This is a genomic window from Leeia aquatica (assembly GCF_012641365.1).
Classification (GTDB): domain Bacteria; phylum Pseudomonadota; class Gammaproteobacteria; order Burkholderiales; family Leeiaceae; genus Leeia; species Leeia aquatica.
In genome coordinates, this window is the sequence record NZ_JABAIM010000003.1 from 241,411 (window position 1) to 257,845 (window position 16,435).

The window sequence follows — 16,435 nt, forward strand, 5'->3', positions numbered from 1 at the left end:
TTTCCGGCATGCGGCCACCTCACCCCGCGGACCTGAACAGGCCCGCCCAGAACGGATTTGGAGGTTGCCAATGAGTTTGAGGGACAAGCTACCGAAGGTAGTCGATCCGCGCGCGCAGAACAAGCCCTACTCCGCCAAAGAATCATGGCGGCTGATGGAAATCATGTCCGAATTTGTGGACGGCATCGAGCAGCTGACCAAGGTGCTGCCTGCCGTCAGCATTTTTGGTTCCGCCCGCACCAAGCCGGAGCACCCGTATTACCAACTGACGGAAGACATCGCGCGCCGCCTGTCGGATTCCGGCTTTGCGGTCATTTCCGGTGGCGGCCCCGGCATCATGGAGGCGGCCAACAAGGGCGCTTTCGCTGGCACCTCGCCTTCGATTGGCCTCAACATCCTGCTGCCCCATGAGCAGGGGGGTAATCCGTATCAGGATGTCAGCGTCAACTTCAAGTTCTTCTTTGCCCGCAAGGTCATGTTCGTCAAGCACGCCACCGCCTACGTGGTGATGCCGGGTGGCTTTGGCACGCTGGACGAACTCTCCGAAGCCCTGACCCTGATCCAGACCGGCAAAGCCAAGAAGATTCCGGTGATTCTGGTGGGCCGCAGTTTCTGGCAAGGCTTGCTGGACTGGTTCCAGAGTACGCTGGTGGGCGAGAAGATGATCAACCCGGAAGACATGGATCTGGTCAAAGTCACCGACGACCCGCAAGAAGTGGTCGACATCGTCTTCAACCATTACGAAGCGCGCAGCCGGGGCCAAACCCTGGCTGAGCGGGCCTCGACTTTTTCACTGTGAGAACCGGCATGCGCGCTACCCTGATCATGGCCAGCCTGGGGCTGGCCCTGCAACTGACTGCACCTGCCGTGCATGCGGCTGAGCCGTTGCCACCTGGCCTGCAGCCCCTGCCGGATGTGCCTCCTCCGCTGGTCAATATTGATCCGGACAATGAGCCCGAAGTGACGGTCGTCCAGAAAGGCGAGGTCAAGGAAGAGCAATTCCGCATCCGGGGTCGGCTCTACATGATCAAGGTTACCCCGGCCAACGGCAGCAACAGCTATTACCTGGTCGACGACAAAGGCAGCGGACAATTCCAGCGCCGTGACCGTGTTGATGTTAATCTGCAGATCCCCCGCTGGGTGGTGATGGAATTCTGACCCACCCTTTATCCGAGCCTGAATCCTTATGTCTGTTTTTACCCCTGTCAGCGAAGCTGAACTGTCCGACTGGCTGCGCGCCTACACCCTGGGGCCCCTGCGGGAGCTGAAGGGCATTCTGGCCGGCATCGACAACAGCAATTTCTTTGTCACTACCGAGGGAGATCGCTCCGGCAACTGGCCCGATCAGACCCGCTTTGTGCTGACCCTGTTCGAAAACCTGAAAGCCGAGCAGCTGCCCTACAATCTGGAGCTGATGGAGTTCCTGTCTCAGCAAGGCCTGCCTTCCCCCGCTCCGATACGGGATCGCAACGGGCAGTATCTGGGCGAGCTCAATGGCAAACCAGCCGCTTTGGTCGTGCGGCTGGAGGGTGACTGGACCGAGCGGCCCAATGTGGCGCAATGTGCGCAGGTGGGCGGCTTGCTCGCCCGCATGCATCTGGCGGGGCAAGCCTACCCGCAGCAACGCGAGAATACCCATGGCAATGCCTGGCGTATCCGCACCGCCATTGCGGTGTCCCGCTTCCTGACCCCTGCCGAACAAGGGCTGATGGAGAACGAGGTCGCCCTGCAAGCCACCTTTGACCGCAGCGAATTACCCACGGGGGCCATCCATGCCGATCTGTTCCGCGACAACATTCTGTTCGTCGGCGATACCGTCAGCGGGGTGATCGACTTCTATTTTGCCTGCACCGATCTGCTGCTCTACGATGTGGCCATCACCGTCAACGACTGGTGCATGGGTCATGATTACCGGTTTGATACCGCCCGCCTGCAAGCCTTCTTGCAGCACTATCACGCCACCCGGCCCTTTACTGCCGCCGAAGCCGAAGCCTGGCCGATGATGCTGCGTGCAGCCGCCTTGCGGTTCTGGTTGTCCCGGCTGTACGATTACTTCCTGCCGCGTCCGGCTGAGATGAACCAGCCGAAAGACCCACGGCATTTCCATCGCATTCTGGCCCAGCATGTGCGGGAAACCCCGCCCTTGCCGGTTTGAGGAACCCGCTCCACATGGCCGACTTTCTGACCGAACTGCAACAGCACCGCGATTATCTGTATCGCTACGCCCTGTTACAGCTACGCGATCCGGATCAGGCGGAGGACGTCACCCAGGAAACGCTGCTGGCCGCCGTTGAGCAGAAATCCGGTTTTGCCGGTAAATCCAGCCTCAAAACCTGGCTGACCGGCATCCTCAAGTTCAAGATCATTGATGTGATCCGCGCCCGCAGCCGCGAACCGCTGGCCAGTGAAGAGCAGCAGCTGGCGCAAGAGGGGCTGGGCGAGCTGGAAACCTTGTTTGATGAGCGCGGCCATTGGGCCACCCCCAATGTGTCTGACTGGAGCAAGCCCGAGCATGCACTGAGCAACAGTCAGTTCTGGCAGCTGTTTGAATGGTGTCAGCAGCGGCTGCCGGTCAAAACTGCGCAGGCCTTCATGATGCGCGAGGTCATGGGGCTGGAGATTGCAGAAATCTGTAAGGCGCTGGAGGTGACAGCGACCAATTGTTCAGTGCTGTTATACCGGGCCCGCATGGGGTTGCGTACCTGTCTGAATGAGAAATGGTTTGATGGTGAAGCCCGAACCGCGTAGCTGCCGCAAGGCCACTGAATTACTATCCCGCTCGCTTGACCAGCCGCTGGGGCTGGGGGAACGTTTCTGGCTGCGCTGGCATCTGGGGCTGTGCAGCAGCTGCCGCAACTTCCGGCAACAGCTAGGGCACCTGCGCACCTTCTCCCACCACTTGCCGGACCAAAACCGGCAACCGCCGGAATCATGACGCTGCGGTCCCTCTGCGCCCGGCTCTGCCTGGGTGTGTTGCTGCTGAGCCCCTTGTGGCTGAGCGCACGGCCTCTGGTGCTGGTTTACAGCGTCATGCCGCCACTACGCTACACCGACGTGCATGGCCGACCTGCGGGACCTTATATCGACCTGATCCGGGAGCTGGGGCGGGAAATGCAGATGCCACTGCAGATTCAGGAATGCCCGCTGATGCGCTGTCTGAAATTGCTGGAAATTGGTGAAGCCGATGTCTCCATCGGTTTGCGCGCCACACCCGAGCGGGAGCAATTCCTCTATTTTCTGACCCCGCCGTTTGCCTGGGGCAGCAATACCGCCTTCTATCAGCGCCGTGATGACGCGCAGCCGATCCGGCAGCTGAGTGATCTGAAAGGGCGCTGCATTGGCGTGGTGCTGGGTAGCCAGTTCTCCAGCGCCTTTGATAACGACACCAGCCTGTGCAAGGACACCACCGGCAGTGCCTACAACAATTTCCGCAAGCTGGCGTTTGGTCGGCTGGACGTGGTTGCCGTGCCCTCTGCACAAGGGGATTACCTGCTCAGCACCCCGGAATTTCATGGCAAGTTGGTGCGGGCACCCTACGCCATGGAATCCTCCGCTCCACGCCAGATCAGCCTGTCGCGCAACTCACCCTGGTTTACCCGCCGTGCTGAACTGGAGACGGCGCTGCGGCAGATCCTCAAGTACCCGCGTGTGCAACAGCTGGTCAATAACGTCAGTGATCCGAAGAAGCAGCCGGACATCGCACCGGATGCCCAGCCTCAACTACGCTAACCCGCGCGCCTGCAAGCATTGTTGCAAACCGGTTTGCCAATCCGGCAAACGTATCGAGAATACCTCAGCCAGCTTGTCGCAGCTCAACCGAGAATTGGCGGGCCGGCGGGCCGGTGAGGGGAAGTCTTGACTGGTGATCGGCCGTACCGGCGTACTGAACCCGGATTGCGCCACGATGGCCGAGGCGAAGCCATGCCAGCTGGTTTCCCCGCCATTGACCAGATGGTAGATGCCTGCACGCTCACCAAGGGTGGTGGGCGACACCTGCACCAGCACTTGCGCTACCGCCTCAGCAATATGACGGCTCCAGGTCGGTGCACCGATCTGGTCAGCCACCACCGCCAGCTCGGGTTTTTCCGCAGCCAGACGCAGCATGGTCAACATGAAGTTGCGGCCCCGGTTGCCATACACCCAGCTGGTGCGAAAGATCAGCGCTGCCGCGCCACTGGCCAGAATGGCCTGCTCACCGGCGTGTTTGTCCGCGCCATAGGCATTGAGGGGCTGACAGGGATCCGTTTCCCGGTACGACTGTTCGCCTTCCCCCGCAAACACATAGTCGGTAGAAAAATGCACCAAACCACAGCCCAGCTCATGGGCCAGGCGAGCCAGCTCGCCCGGCAAGGCGGTGTTGAGCTGCCGGGACAAGTCACGTTCGGTTTCCGCCTTGTCTACCGCGGTATACGCCGCCGCATTCACAATCCAGCGCGGCTGGCATCCTCGAACCGCCGCCGCCACCGCAATAGGATCCAGCAGATCCAGCTCCGTGCGCGTCGGTGCCCAGACCTTGCCGAGGGTTGACAGGGTACGCGCCAGCTCAAACCCCACTTGTCCGGTCACTCCGGTCAGCAGGATGTCGGCAGTCATCACGGCCATGGTTTGGCCTCTGCCCAGCAGGGTGCATTCTGGTCTTTGCCGGACAACAGCGGCGTCAGCCCTTCCAATGGCCAATCAATCGCCAGGGTTGGGTCATCCCAGCGGATGCTGCCCTCCGTCTCCGGCGCGTAGTACGCCGTGGCTTTGTACAGGACATCTACCGTGTCGGACAACACCAGAAAGCCATGTGCAAAACCCGGTGGAATCCACAGTTGTCGGTGGTTCTCTGCACTCAGCTCCACACCATCCCATTGCCCATAGGCAGGGGAATCACGCCGCAAGTCCACGGCAACATCATAGATGCGGCCCGAGGTCACCCGTACCAGTTTGCCCTGGGCAAACGGCGGCAACTGGTAATGCAAACCACGCAACACCCCCCGACTGGAACGGGAGTGGTTGTCTTGTACAAAAACAGTTTGGGTTCCTAATAGACTATCAAGGTATTTCTGGTTATAGCTTTCCAGAAAAAAACCTCTGCTATCCCTATAGACATCTGGCTCCAAGATCAACACACCATGCAAGCGAGAGTGAATGATGCGCATGCTAACCTTTAATGAGTTTTTCCAAATACTGCCCGTAGCCCGTCTTTCTCAAAGGCTGAGCAAGGCGAAGCACTTGATCGCCGTCTATATACCCCATCCTCCACGCAATCTCCTCCGGACAGGAAACCTTCTGCCCAGTACGTAGCTCAATCGTCGCAATAAACTGCGATGCTTCCAGCAAGGACTCATGCGTCCCGGTGTCCAGCCAGGCATACCCCCTACCCATACATGCCACCTCCAGAAGTCCTCTCTCAAGGTAAGCACGGTTAATATCCGTGATCTCCAATTCCCCTCTAGGCGAGGGTTTCAGTTCTCGAGCAATTTGCACCACATCTGCATCATAGAAATATAAACCGGTCACCGCAAAGTGTGACTTCGGCGCGATTGGTTTCTCTTCAATACTAATGGCGCGCCCTGCAGCGTCGTATTCCACAACACCATATCGTTCAGGGTCATTCACGGCATAGGCGAACACCGTTGCGCCCTGCTTTTTCGCTGCAGCACCTCTGACCAATGGCACCAGATCAGACCCGTAGAAGATGTTGTCACCCAACACCAGCGCCGAAGGCTCCTGTCCAACAAAATCCGCCCCCAGAATGAACGCCTGGGCCAAACCATCGGGTGAGGGCTGCACACAGTAGCTGAACTGGATTCCCCACTGGCTGCCATCGCCCAGCAGCGCCTGAAAACGAGGCGTATCCTGCGGAGTGGAGATGATCAGGATGTCACGAATCCCCGCCAGCAACAGCGTACTGAGCGGGTAGTAAATCATCGGCTTGTCGTAGATGGGCAGCAGTTGCTTGGATACCGACAGCGTGGCCGGGTACAGGCGGGTACCGGAGCCCCCCGCAAGGATGATGCCTTTCATGCCTGATCTCCATACTGGGTTTGCAGCCATTGGCGGTAGGCACCGCTTTGCACCCGCTGCAACCACGTCTCATTGGCCAGATACCAGTCCACTGTTTTGGCCAGCCCGCTCGAGAAGGTTTCTTCCGGCTGCCAGCCCAGCTCCTGACGCATCCGGCTGGCGTCAATGGCATAGCGGCGGTCATGTCCTGGCCGATCCGCCACAAACTGAAGCTGTTGCCGATAGGATAGACCATCCGCGCGCGGACGACGTGCATCCAGCAACTGACACAAGGTCTCGACCACCGACAGATTGGTTTGCTCGTTGCAGCCCCCAATGCAATACGTCTCCCCCAGCTGCCCTTGTGACAGCACCCTCGCAATACCTTTACAGTGGTCCAGCACATACAGCCAGTCGCGTACATTCTGCCCATCGCCATAAACCGGCAGTGCTTCCCCGGCCAAGGCCTTGCACAGCATGAGCGGGATCAGCTTTTCCGGAAACTGCAGCGGTCCATAGTTGTTGGAGCAGTTGGTGGTCAGTACCGGCAGGCCATAGCTGTGATGCCAGGCCCGCACCAGATGGTCACTCGCCGCCTTGGAAGCGGAGTAGGGGCTATTGGGTGCGTAAGGGGTGTGCTCGTGGAAAGCAGCAGCATCCGGTGCCAGCGAGCCATAGACTTCATCGGTTGAAACATGCAGAAAGCGGAATACCGCATGACCTTCCGGCGGCAGCGTCTGCTGGTACTGCCGTGCGGCTTCCAGCAAGGTGAAGGTGCCGACGATATTGGTGTCGATAAAGTCGCGCGGCCCCAGCAAGGAGCGGTCAACATGGCTTTCAGCAGCGAAGTGCACCATGGCAGCAGGCCGGTGCGTGCGCAGCAAATCGGCCAGCAGCGCGGCATCACCAATATCCCCCTGCACAAAGGTAAAGTCAGGATCACCGCGCAAGGGGTCTAAACTGGACAGGTTGCCCGCATAGGTGAGCTTGTCCACCACCACCACCGGCTGGCCTAGTACTTGCCGGGCATACAGGGTGAAATTGGCACCGATGAAACCGGCTCCGCCGGTGACTAGCCAGGGGCGACGTGACACAGCGTCTCCTCAATCATGGATTCTACGGTCACACACAACGACCATCACAAGGTGCGGTATCAGGCGTCGCGCTCAATGGAAAGCAGCGCCAACTGTCGCAGCTGATCTCGGGTTTCGCTGTCTGGCACCCCCTGCAGGCAGGCAATGGCGGCTTCGACTTCACCCATCGCCACTTCCCGCGCGCTGGCCACCGCACCGGTCTGCTGCATCAACTCCAGCAAGCGAGGCATGATCGCCAGATCGCCCGCCACAATCGCGGCTTTCAACCCCGGCAATTCCGCCTCCGGCGCACGGCGCAGCGCGTAAATCACCGGCAGGGTCAGCTTGCCTTCGGCCAGATCGTCTCCGGCGTTCTTGCCGATGGTCTGCGCATCACCCGAGTAATCCAGTACGTCATCGATGATCTGAAACGCAGTACCCAGGTGCATGCCGTAGCGCGCCAGGCTCTCCTCCTGCTCCACCGACACCCCGGCGAGCACCGCACCCAGACGGGCAGCCGCCTCGAACAGCTTGGCCGTCTTGTACTGGATGACCCGCAAGTAGTCCGGCACATCAATATCGGTGTTACCGATATTCATCAACTGCAACACTTCGCCTTCGGCGATCAGGTTGGTGGCATCCGCCAGGATTTCCTGCACCCGCATCTGGCCGACGGTCACCATCATCTGGAAACTGCGCGAGTACAGGAAGTCCCCCACCAGTACGGCAGCGGCATTGCCGAACATGGCATTGGCCGTCTGTTTGCCACGGCGCAGGCCGGACTCATCCACCACGTCATCGTGCAGCAGGGTGGCGGTGTGGATCAGCTCCACCACGGCAGCCAGCACATGGTGATGCTGCCCCGGGTACTGGCAGGCACGCGCCGTCATCAAGGTCAGCAAGGGACGCAGGCGTTTGCCACCATTGCCAATAATGTATTCGGCAACCTGGTTGACCAACACCACCTCGGAACCAAGGTGGGAGCGGATGCAGGCATCCACCGCCTGCATGTCAGCCGCGAAACTCGCGCGCAAGGTCTGGAAGGAAATCGGTTGGACAATCACAACACAAGCCAATCAGTCTGAGGGTTTGCGCGCCAGTGTACCGCAAAACGGCCCATCTGGCAGCGCACCCACGGCGCACCCATAAAAACCGTTGACAAATCAGTGACTTTCAGGAAAAATGTCGCGTTCCACATTCTGGCAGCCGCATTGCCGGGCGTGGAATAGCTTAATTTGAAGAATCCAGAACTGGAGCTCGTTTATGTACGCGGTCGTAAAAACCGGTGGCAAACAGTACAAAGTTGCCATTGGCGAAAAACTCAAAGTAGAACAGATACCGGCAGACATCAACAGCGAAATCGTACTCGAAGAAGTGTTGCTGATCGCCGATGGCGAGAAGGTAGCGGTCGGTACGCCGCTGATTGCTGGTGCCTCGGTGAAGGCCACCGTGCTGTCCCAAGGTCGTCACGACAAGGTTCGCATCTTCAAGATGCGCCGTCGCAAGCACTACCAGAAGCGTCAAGGCCATCGTCAGAACTACACCGAACTGCAAATCACCGCCATCAACGGCTAAGCAGACGGTCAGCACAGGAGTAAACTCTCATGGCACACAAAAAAGCAGGCGGTAGCTCGCGCAACGGTCGCGACTCGCATTCCAAGCGTCTGGGCACCAAGGCCTACGGCGGCGAACTGATTTCCGCTGGCAGCATCATCATCCGCCAGCGCGGCACCCAGTTCCACGCTGGCGAAAACGTCGGCATGGGCAAGGACCACACCCTGTTCGCCAAGGTGGATGGTCGGGTTGCTTTCGTGACCAAGGGTCCGCTGAAGCGCAAGACGGTGACCGTGGTTCCGGCCTGATCCGAACCTCGCACCGCAAAGCCCTATTCGCTTGAATAGGGCTTTTTTTCTTCCTATGCTGCCACAGGCAGCCAGGCAAGCAGGAACAACATGAAATTCATTGACGAAGCCCGTATCGAAGTCCAGGCCGGCAAAGGCGGCAACGGCTCCGCCAGCATGCGCCGTGAAAAGTTCGTGCCGCGCGGCGGCCCGGATGGTGGCGACGGCGGTCGCGGCGGCAGCATCATTGTGGTGGCGGATGAAAACGTCAACACCCTGGTCGACTATCGCTTCGTCAAACACTACCGCGCCCGCAACGGTGAAAATGGCCGTGGCGCCGATTGCTACGGCAAGAGCGCGGAAGATGTCTATCTACGCATGCCGATCGGCACGGTCATTTCTGATCGCGAAACCGGCGATCTGGTGGCCGATCTGACCCACCATGGTCAGGAAGTGGTGCTGGCCCGCGGCGGCAAGGGCGGACTGGGCAACCTGCATTTCAAGTCCTCCACCAACCGTGCCCCACGCCAGTTCACCCATGGTGAGGAAGGCGAGCAGCGGGAACTGATGCTGGAGCTGAAAGTGCTGGCCGATGTGGGGCTGCTGGGCATGCCCAACGCCGGCAAGTCCACCTTCATCCGCGCCGTCTCTGCGGCACAGCCCAAGGTGGCCGACTACCCATTTACCACGCTGCACCCCAATCTGGGTGTGGTGCGCATCGACCACGACCGCAGCTTCGTGATGGCCGATATTCCGGGCCTGATTGAAGGTGCCGCCGAAGGGGCCGGGCTGGGTCATCGCTTCCTCAAGCATCTGGCCCGTACCGGCGTGCTGCTGCATCTGGTCGACCTCGCCCCGTTCGATGAGAGCATCGACCCGGTGCAGGAAGCCCGTGCCATCGTGGAAGAACTGCGCAAATACGATGAAGCGCTGTACCAGAAGCCGCGCTGGCTGGTACTGAACAAGCTGGACATGATTGCGGAAGATGAGCGTGACGCCAAAGTAGCCGACTTCCTTGCCCGCTTCGAATGGCCCGCCAACCCGGACCCACTGGCCGCTTTTGACCCACAGGCCGCCCGCCACTTCGTCATTTCCGGCCTCACCGGCGAAGGCACCCGTGAGCTGACCTTTGCCATCATGGACTACCTGGAAGCGACCCGGCCGCAGCGCCAGGCTGCAGAGGGCGAAGCCGCCCCGGTAGAACCGGAGCCGTGGGACCCGACCAAGAGCTGAGCCTGTCCCAACGTACCATTGCCCTCAAGCCTGCCGCCCGGCAGGCTTGCTGCTTTTGTGAGACATCATGAATCCCTACGCCGCCCCTGATAGCTCCCTGTCCCGCTCCGACGACGCTTACATCATGCCAGATGGCACCCGAGAGAAAATCCAGCGTAGCTGGATGGCAGCCTTGGGGCTCTGCATCCTCAAGCTGTGTGCCATGGGCTATATGCTCTCGTTGGCGGGTACCACGCTGCACCTGGGTGAAGTGCTCTGGAGTCTGCTGGACGTCCTGTGCCTGGGTGGCCTGGCCTATGGGGTATATCGCAAGAACAGGGCAAGCGCCATTGCCCTTCCGGTTTGGTTCCTCGGGCTGACCATGTTCAATATCTGGGTTCTGCACTTGCCGGTCGGTTTAGTGGGCATGATTCTGACGCTGTTTTTCACCCTGTTCTTCTCGCAAGGTGCGCTGGCCGTGCTCCGCTACCACACCTTACTGCAGCAGTATCGGGGATCGGCTCTCTGAGCGTCGGGCACTGATCACCCTAGCCCCTGCCTCTGACCCACCCGCTTCTGCCCCAGCCCGATCAGCGCGTGAAGATTCCTTCACGTGCTTCCCCATACATTCCTTTGGCATGACGGCATCCAGCCCCTACACTGCTCAGTAGTGATATTGGAGCCCTGCATGACCCCGAACCGCTTTCACCTGACTGGACTGGGTGTAACCTTGGCCATTGGCATGGCCAGTGCGGCCTTCATCCTGGGCTATCAAGCCCGGCAGGCGGCCACCACCGGCCAGCAGAGCATCGAGGTAAAGGGTCTGGCTGAAAAGCCGTTGACCGCCGATCATGGCGAACTGGCGCTCACCCTGTCGGGTCAAGGCGCCACCCTGCCGGAAGCGCTGGCGGCCCTGCGCAAGCAGCGCCCGCAGCTGGAACAATTCATCCAGCAGCACCAGTTTCAAAAGCCGGATATCGAAGTGGATAACGAAAGCTTTGAGCCGGTCTACAAGAAGGACGACGAAGGTCGGCAGACCGAGCAGCTGGACTACTACCTCGCCCGGCAGAGCTACACCCTGCACAGCAAGGATGTACAGCGCATTGCCCGTACCGAACACGATGTATTGCAGCTGCAGGAAGCCGGCTTGCCGGTCAGCCATGAACCGGCAGCCTATCTGGTCAGCAATCTGGAGCAGGTCAAGATGTCGCTGATCGGTGCCGCCACCGACAATGCCAGCAGCCGTGCACAAGAGTTTGCCCGCCACGGCAATGTGGCGGTCGGCAGCATGCGCTCGGCCTCGCAAGGTGCGTTTTACATCCTGCCTGCCAACGGCCAGAACGACAACAGCGACGACTATGGTGGCGTCTACGACAAATCCACCATCAACAAACTGGCGCGGGTGGTGGTTACCGTGCGCTATAACCTGAACTGATTTCGCTTCATCCACCTCTCCTCTCGGCCCGCCATGACAAGCGGGCAATTCTGGGCCGCAAGCAGTATAATGCGGCCTGATTTTTTTGCAGCAGCCCCATGAGCGACCTTGTTTCCGGCCTGCCGGAGTTTTTCAGCACCGATCTGCCGCCTGGCGAATTGCCGATGCTGCGCCCGCTGCTGGCAGCGCGCCCCCTGCTACAGGCCTTCATTGCCCTGTTCCGCGGCGGTGAAGAAGAGGTGATGGTGCGGCTGCTGGTACTGCGCGAGATTGGCGCACGCGCCGACCTGCCCCGCTGGTCACCACAAGCGCTGCAGCAACAGTTCAGCTATCTGAATCCGGTCAAACTCGATACCGTGCTCAAGCGCCTGCGCGAGCATGATCTGCTGATCTGGGACAGCGACAGTGGCGATTACGCGCTGTCCGAGCAGGCCCGCGCCGCCCTCGCCGCCCTCTCCACCCTGTTCAGCTTTGCCAGCGACCCCGATCAGGAGCTGGATTACCTGACCTCGCAAGTGGCCGCCGGTCAGGCGGTGGGCAAAGTGTCGGAAGAGGCGCTGCGCCATCTGCTGGGCGGCCTCAATACCCTGCACCAGGAATTCACCGACGCACTGGAGTCCCAATCTGAATTCCGCATCCAGGCCGCACAGGGCAAGCTGGAGCGGGTGTGGCAGAGTGTGGAGAAAGCCACCGCTGTGGCCCGTACCGTTTATAGCGACGAAGAGCAACCCGTCAGCATCGTGCACACTGCGCAGGCCATCTCGCTGGCACAGAGCCGCATGCTGGCACTGACCGGCACCTTCAAGCGCCGGCTGGCGCAATTGCAGCAGCAGCGGGTGCATCTGGGGCAGAGTGGCCTGACCACCCGCGATATTTCCGCCTGGCTGCAACAGCAAAGCCAGCCCCGCTTGGCCAGCCTGCTGGAGGCGCTGTTGCCCGCGTTGCCGGATACCGCTTTCCTGACCAGCGATGAGCTGCTGGACGTGGCCGAGTTCGAACTGATCGACCGCGACCGCCCGCAAACACTGGCCACCAGTCTGCCTCCGGTCGAGACCGCGCCCGATGCCGACGCCCCCACCGTAGAGCGCCTGATCGCTGCCGAGCGACTGTTTGAGCGCCTGCAGGCAGTGCAAAGCGATACCCGCCTGCTGGACGCCGTGCTGACGGACAGCTACGCCACCACCGCCTATCGCCTGTCCCTGCTCTCTTTGCTGGGCGACCCGGAAACGGCGGCTGACCACAGCGTGGTCGCGCAGCTGGCCCGGCTCCCCTTGCAGCTGGACAGCGATGGCAGCATTGAAGCTGTCAGCGACCACCATGCCATCGAGAGCATCAGCCATGGGCTGCTGCGCCCGCTGAACCCTACTGACGAGTCAGCATGAACGATTCCCTTGCTACCTTGACCGCGCGCCTGCTGGCGCATCGCGTCATTCCCCGTCAGGACCCGCTGGCCCGCCGCGCCCTGACCGATGAGCGCTTCCGCGCCGAGCTGGATGCCCGCCTGGCCGCCGTTGGCCTGCGTCTGCTGGAAAATCCCTACTCGGAATACATTGCGCTGGCGCTGCTGGGCGCACAGGAAGCCGCCGTTTTCGGGCAGGACGATGTCTGGCAATCCAATAACCTGGGCCTGCCGCGCGATGCCATCGCGCTGCTGGTGGTGCTGTGGGCACTGATCATCCTGCCCAAGCGTCAGCGCCAGCACGCCCGCCGCAGCAAGGAGCAGGCCGACCAGCAAGACATGTTCGGCAGTGACAAGCCACTGCCGCACGGCGAGGAGGTGTCCACCACCTTGTCGGAAGAAGCACTGTTCGCTGACTTCGGCAAACTGCTGGGCGGCAAGACCCGCATGAACCTGAACCTCGGCCTGCTGACGCGACTGGGCTTCATCCAGCGTCGCCAGAAAGGCATAGGCGAAGGCCCGCTGCTGGACCTGGCGCTGGATTACAGCAAGCTGGCCCCGCGCATCATCGACGGCGCACTGGGCGACGTGCTGCGCGAGCTGGGCCGTAGCCTGCCGGACCAGCCCGGCCCGCAGCACGACGACGAACCGGAAGACGAGGACGCCTGATGTTCCGCATCCTGCAACTGGACATGATTCACTGGGATTTCTGGCAAGGCGTGAGCGTGCCGCTGGACGCCCAGATTGTCACCATCATCGGCCCCAATGGCTCCGGCAAAACCACGCTGCTGGACGCGCTGCGCACCATGCTGGCGCTGGACTGCTCCGGCCGTCGGGACTACAAGCGCTATGTGCGCAATAACAAGACCCCCTTCGCCTGGCTGCGTGGCCGCGTCGCCAACCCGCGCACCAGCGGCTTGTTCCCCTACCCGTTCTGGCCACACCAGAGCCCGGAAGTGACGCTGTTTTGTCGCATCCGCAAGCAAGGCGGTGACTGGGTGCGGCAATACGCCATTGCCGACGGTGACGTGCCGCTGAATGAGGACAGTGAATCGACGCTGGAATGGCTGGGCGTACAGGAATACCGGCGGCGGCTGGAGCAGGCCGGGCTGACGCCCGCCATTGCCAAGGTGCTGGCGCTGGAGCAAGGCGATACCGACAAACTGTGCGAATACAGCCCGAAAGCCTTGCTGGACCTGGTGTTCCAGGTCTTTGGCGACAAGGCGGTGCTGGACCACTACGCCGAAGCCAAAGCCCAGCAACAGCAGGTCGAACACGAGCTGGAAGAGCTGGACCGCGCCAGCAAGGCGCTGGAGCATGAGGCCGCCACCGCCAGCCAGCGCGCGGACAAGTATCTGGAATGGAAACGGCTGTCGGACGATCTGCTGACACTGGACAGCGAAGTGCTGCCGCGCATGCGGCTGGAGGCCCAGTATCAGGACCTCAGCCAGCGCTGGAAAGACTATCGGCTGCCCTGGCATACCCTGCGCGAACAGGGGCGGCAGGCACACGAGCTGGAGCAACAGCACATTGAGCTCACCCAGCGCCTGAAGCAGGCGCAGAGCGCCGTCGAGCAGGCCGAGCGTATCGAACGGGATGCGCTGCGCCACCTTACCGAACTGCAGTCGCACGCCCAGCAGCACGAAGAGCTGCTCAAGCTGCGCGACCGCTTGACCCAGCTCGCCAAGTCGCACCCCGGCGCCGACCAGCTGGCCGATCAGGTGGCTGACCTGCGCAACCAGCTGCGCCAGTGCAACAAAGAACGCGAGCAGCTGCTGTCGCGCCGCGATGAGCTGAACGCCACGCTCACTTCCTTGCAGCAGACCGGGCAAATGCCGCTGCCGCGTGAGGTGAGTGAATTCCGCCGCCTGCTGGACAGCGAAGGCATTGCGCATGACCTGCTGGTCGACATTGTCGATATTGCCGACCCCCACTGGCAGGCCGCCATCGAAGGCATCTTGCGCGGCAACCGTTATCTGGTGCTGCTCAAGCGTAGCAGTGACCGTCGCCGTGCCCGCGAGCTGGCGCAGCGCGCCCGTTATCGCCACTTCATCGTCGACGAGCGTGAGCCGGTCGGCACGGCCAAACGCGGCAGCCTGCTCGAAGCCATTCGCTTCAACGCCGATGCGCCGGGCTGGCTGGTCGAGCAACTCAACCGCATCAGCCGGGTGGACAGCGTGGCCGATGGAGAAACCGTGCAGGGCGACTGGATCACCCCGGATGGTTACTTCAAGGAGCGGCGCGGTAGCCGCCACATTGGCGTCGAAGCCCACGACTACTGTCTGGGTACTGGCGTCAAGAAACAGCGCGAGCAGGCGGTCCATCGTGAGCTGGCCGACCTGCACGAGCAGGACATGGCACTGCAGCGCCGCATCAGCGCACTGAACCGTGAGCTGTCGCCACTGCAGCAGATGCTGGATGGGGTGGACGCGGCCCACCAGCTGGCCTTGCGTGCAGATGACTTTGCTACCGCTGAAGAAGCCTTGGCCAGCATGGCCCAGCTGCGGCAGGACGCCGGACAGGCACTGGCCACCGCACAGGACATTACCCGGCTGGAACGTGACGCCTGCAATGCGCTGGACAAGCAGCGCGATGGCGTACGCCGCCAGCAATACTCGCTGGAAGCCAGTCTGGAAGAGGCGCGCCGCCTGCTCACCCAGCGCCGCCTGCAGTTGCGCGACCTGCTGGCCCAGCTGCGGCAAGTGCGCCATGGCATGCCTGCCGCCTGGCTGCTGGCAGACGCGCGCCGTGCCCTGTGCGAGCAATATCAATCGCTGGAGCAGGTGCGCGCCCAGATCAAGGTGGAGCGGGACCGACTGGATGCCGGTCTGGCGCGCGGCGAGTGGATTACCGATGAAACCGTGCTGCTGCGGCGAGACAAGCTGCAACAGCTGCTGCAGGAGCGCCAGCAACAGCTCGACGCCATCGGCATCTCGCTGGCTCGTGCCCGCACGCTGACCGAAGACGCGCGTGGTGCCTACATCAACAAGCTGAAGTCCACCGTGCGGGCCTATGGCCGCAATGTGAAGCAGCTGGGTGCGCTGGCCGGCATCGAAGTGGAAAGCGAGTTGCCGCATCTGGACAACGACGATCTGGTACTGGCGCAGGCCGGGCTGGTGGTGAAGTTCAACTTCGACCAGAAGGGCATGATGGGGCTGAACGATGGCGAAGCCTCCGGCGGCCAGCAGGTGATGAAGTCGCTGATCCTGCTGATCGGGCTGATGATGAACGACAGCCAGCCCTCCGGCTTTGTGTTCATCGACGAACCGTTCGCCCACCTGGACATCTTCAACATCGACCGCGTGGGCGCCTTCCTCAAGGCCACCGAGGCGCAGTATCTGATCACCTCGCCCAACACCCACAACGTCAACATCTTCGAGCCCTCTGAACTGACGCTGACCACCCGCAAGAAGCGCCCCGGAGAAAGCTGGGCACCGCCGCTGCTGCAGACACGCCGCAAACGGGCCGCATTGGCACGTTAAGC

At 61.3% G+C, this 16,435-nt stretch carries 19 protein-coding genes; 14 read left to right on the plus strand and 5 right to left on the minus strand.

Translation table 11 applies throughout. The features are described from left to right. Positions 1–70: 70 nt before the first annotated feature. Genes HF682_RS13840 through HF682_RS13865 form a run of 6 tightly spaced genes read left to right on the plus strand, consistent with a single transcriptional unit; the run spans position 71 to position 3,729 of the window. Positions 71–799, plus strand: coding sequence for an LOG family protein (locus HF682_RS13840; RefSeq protein WP_168877907.1), 729 nt, complete (start codon positions 71–73; stop codon positions 797–799). Between the two features lie 8 nt (positions 800–807). Then, a complete protein-coding gene (locus tag HF682_RS13845) occupies positions 808–1,158 on the plus strand; it encodes a DUF2782 domain-containing protein (protein ID WP_168877908.1) in 351 nt (116 codons plus the stop codon). A gap of 28 nt (positions 1,159–1,186) precedes the next feature. After that, positions 1,187–2,155: a homoserine kinase gene (locus HF682_RS13850; RefSeq protein WP_168877909.1), complete on the plus strand. Its 969-nt coding sequence runs from the start codon at positions 1,187–1,189 to the stop codon at positions 2,153–2,155. A 14-nt stretch (positions 2,156–2,169) separates the two neighbouring features. After that, a complete protein-coding gene (locus HF682_RS13855) occupies positions 2,170–2,748 on the plus strand; it encodes a sigma-70 family RNA polymerase sigma factor (protein ID WP_168877910.1) in 579 nt (192 codons plus the stop codon). Then, positions 2,726–2,935, plus strand: coding sequence for a zf-HC2 domain-containing protein (locus HF682_RS13860; RefSeq protein ID WP_168877911.1), 210 nt, complete (start codon positions 2,726–2,728; stop codon positions 2,933–2,935). The genes HF682_RS13855 and HF682_RS13860 overlap by 23 nt, the downstream gene beginning before the upstream one ends. Further along, positions 2,932–3,729, plus strand: a complete 798-nt coding sequence (locus HF682_RS13865) for a substrate-binding periplasmic protein (protein WP_168877912.1) — start codon at positions 2,932–2,934, stop codon at positions 3,727–3,729. The genes HF682_RS13860 and HF682_RS13865 overlap by 4 nt, the downstream gene beginning before the upstream one ends. Here the strand turns inward: HF682_RS13865 and rfbD are convergent. From rfbD to HF682_RS13890, 5 genes are read right to left on the minus strand one after another with little or no spacing between them, the layout of a single operon-like run. Beyond that, positions 3,721–4,602, minus strand: a complete 882-nt coding sequence (gene rfbD, locus HF682_RS13870) for a dTDP-4-dehydrorhamnose reductase (protein ID WP_205882087.1) — start codon at positions 4,600–4,602, stop codon at positions 3,721–3,723. The two genes, HF682_RS13865 and rfbD, sit on opposite strands and share 9 nt — an antisense overlap. Then, positions 4,593–5,144 (minus strand): dTDP-4-dehydrorhamnose 3,5-epimerase, encoded by a 552-nt coding sequence (rfbC, locus tag HF682_RS13875; protein WP_168877913.1) that lies wholly within the window; start codon positions 5,142–5,144, stop codon positions 4,593–4,595. The genes rfbD and rfbC overlap by 10 nt, the downstream gene beginning before the upstream one ends. A gap of 1 nt (position 5,145) precedes the next feature. Then, entirely contained in the window at positions 5,146–6,012 is an 867-nt protein-coding gene (rfbA, locus tag HF682_RS13880) for a glucose-1-phosphate thymidylyltransferase RfbA (protein WP_168877914.1), read from the minus strand. Then, positions 6,009–7,085: a dTDP-glucose 4,6-dehydratase gene (rfbB, locus tag HF682_RS13885; RefSeq protein WP_168877915.1), complete on the minus strand. Its 1,077-nt coding sequence runs from the start codon at positions 7,083–7,085 to the stop codon at positions 6,009–6,011. The genes rfbA and rfbB overlap by 4 nt, the downstream gene beginning before the upstream one ends. 59 nt (positions 7,086–7,144) lie before the next feature. Continuing rightward, entirely contained in the window at positions 7,145–8,128 is a 984-nt protein-coding gene (locus HF682_RS13890) for a polyprenyl synthetase family protein (RefSeq protein ID WP_308418742.1), read from the minus strand. A gap of 199 nt (positions 8,129–8,327) precedes the next feature. On the opposite strand from HF682_RS13890, the gene rplU reads away from it, so the two are divergent. From rplU to HF682_RS13930, 8 genes are all read left to right on the plus strand, one after another. Beyond that, on the plus strand, positions 8,328–8,639 hold the full coding sequence (rplU, locus tag HF682_RS13895) for a 50S ribosomal protein L21 (RefSeq protein WP_168877916.1): 312 nt from the start codon (positions 8,328–8,330) through the stop codon (positions 8,637–8,639). Positions 8,640–8,668: 29 nt separating this feature from the next. After that, positions 8,669–8,926 (plus strand): 50S ribosomal protein L27, encoded by a 258-nt coding sequence (rpmA, locus tag HF682_RS13900; RefSeq protein WP_168877917.1) that lies wholly within the window; start codon positions 8,669–8,671, stop codon positions 8,924–8,926. A gap of 90 nt (positions 8,927–9,016) precedes the next feature. Next, a complete protein-coding gene (gene obgE, locus HF682_RS13905) occupies positions 9,017–10,138 on the plus strand; it encodes a GTPase ObgE (protein ID WP_168877918.1) in 1,122 nt (373 codons plus the stop codon). Positions 10,139–10,205: 67 nt separating this feature from the next. Beyond that, entirely contained in the window at positions 10,206–10,646 is a 441-nt protein-coding gene (locus HF682_RS13910; RefSeq protein ID WP_168877919.1) for a hypothetical protein, read from the plus strand. Between the two features lie 159 nt (positions 10,647–10,805). Beyond that, positions 10,806–11,552, plus strand: coding sequence for an SIMPL domain-containing protein (locus HF682_RS13915; RefSeq protein WP_168877920.1), 747 nt, complete (start codon positions 10,806–10,808; stop codon positions 11,550–11,552). Between the two features lie 98 nt (positions 11,553–11,650). Further along, a complete protein-coding gene (locus HF682_RS13920; RefSeq protein WP_168877921.1) occupies positions 11,651–12,934 on the plus strand; it encodes a hypothetical protein in 1,284 nt (427 codons plus the stop codon). After that, entirely contained in the window at positions 12,931–13,620 is a 690-nt protein-coding gene (locus tag HF682_RS13925; RefSeq protein WP_168877922.1) for a hypothetical protein, read from the plus strand. The genes HF682_RS13920 and HF682_RS13925 overlap by 4 nt, the downstream gene beginning before the upstream one ends. Further along, the gene (locus HF682_RS13930) at positions 13,620–16,433 is read left to right on the plus strand and encodes an AAA family ATPase (protein ID WP_168877923.1); all 2,814 of its coding nucleotides are present in this window, start codon (positions 13,620–13,622) and stop codon (positions 16,431–16,433) included. Before HF682_RS13925 ends, HF682_RS13930 begins: the two co-directional genes overlap by 1 nt. The last annotated feature ends 2 nt before the right edge of the window (positions 16,434–16,435 follow it).